Source organism: Gilliamella sp. G0441 (assembly GCF_050589305.1).
Classification (GTDB): Bacteria; Pseudomonadota; Gammaproteobacteria; order Enterobacterales; family Orbaceae; genus Gilliamella.
In genome coordinates this window covers 1-1643 of record NZ_JBNRJF010000032.1, presented here as the reverse complement: position 1 = coordinate 1643, position 1643 = coordinate 1, and the positions used below count along the sequence as shown (strand labels likewise).

Below are 1643 nucleotides of genomic sequence, written 5' to 3'. Positions count from 1 at the left end.
ACGTAAATAAACTGATATCTGAAAATGAAATATCGGTCGAAAATGAAAATAATATTATCAATAAGGATACAGGCTTAATTCAAGCTGGAGAAGTTGTTTCATTATCTGGAACAAATATAGTTAATGAAGGTAATATTAAAAGTTCATCGGTGGGTATAGGTAAAGGACATGTCGGAACAGTGGTTAATACTTGGAGTGGAAAAATAGAAGCCGATCAAGTTGTTTCCATAATAACAAATCAATTTGATAATTGGGGATTGGTAAGTGGTGATGGTGGACATATTGTATCGTATGGGAAAATGTATAACCAAGGTCAAATAGCGATAAAATTAAATTTACATTTTAAACATAGTGAATTTAAAAATGATTGGAACGGTAAACTATCTTTCAACTATGCTATGATTGAGCCTAGTTCTAATTATTTTGATACTGCTATTACCAACTATGGTCTAATAGAGGCTGATGCGATAGGTTTGATTAGTAATAGTTTACATAATTATGGGAAAATCTTAGCGACTAATTTGCATTTATCAGGCAGTAATTTTGTAAATAGCTGGCAAGGTCTAATAAAGGCTAATGAAATATATACTAATTTTGTAAATTTTAGAAATTACAATGAAATCACTGCCGCTAACAATTTAACGATTCAAGTTACAGATGGCTATAACCAAGGAAAAATTCTCTCATCAGGGGAATTAGATATAATCAGTAACAACTTTAAAAATGACTGGCAGGGTGAAATGAGTGCCAACACGATTAAAATAGCAGGACAAGAAAATGAAGAAGGAATAATTGAAGGACGATTTGATAATCGAAAAACCATTCATGCTAATGATACATTGATGATAGACACAATCGAATTTTACAATAATGGAGAGTTATTTGCCCAAAATAAAATAGATGTTGTCAGTCAAAATTTTAAAAATGATTGGTTTGGCGTTATCGATACCAAACACCTAGTTTTTAAAGTTAAAAATGGGGTTGAAAATTATGGAAAAATCAAAGCAGATGAATTATTAGAAATAAGTGATTAATATTCATCAAAGATTAACGACTATAACAGTAACAAATAAAAGTTTATATCGTTAAAATTATCATTCTGGTTTATCGGTTATGATTCAATAATGGGTAAACCAGTATTAAGTTCTTTCAAATCGAAGAACTTATTAAATTGTATTTCGTATTAATAGATTAAAAATTTTATCGATCAATTATATTCATTAAATTTTAACGCAGCAAAGTCGGCCCTATTTTTGATTAATGGATGAAAGTAAAGCTATCTAATATTCCCTGTTTAAAATACAATCAATTCAATAGCTAAAGCACCCAAAATCCCCAAATTGACAAAAATATTAATAAATTCTTTGACTAAATATAACACTAAATTTTAATATACAAACATTAAGTTATCTAAACAATATAAAAGCTTTATTTTTTATCGATAACTTAATAAAGGTTTTTATCGTTATGTAAGTAATTTGTGTGTTTTTTAAAAGTGCTAACCCTGTCGTAGCCGTTTTAGTTAAATTGGCTTTAAATTTTTAAATGTATTATCTGATTCTGAATTTATTTTGGAAAATGTGCTGTACATAATTTAATGTTTAATCCTTGATATGAATAATTACGGCTATCAACAAAAAGAT

The 1643-nt window shown here is 28.2% G+C and carries 1 protein-coding gene; it reads left to right on the top strand.

Annotated features, from left to right (window positions below; translation table 11 throughout):
* On the top strand, positions 1-1034 hold a 1034-nt coding region (locus ACKJXD_RS11865), incomplete at its 5' end, for a hypothetical protein (RefSeq protein ID WP_430876415.1).
* Positions 1035-1643: the final 609 nt, after the last annotated feature.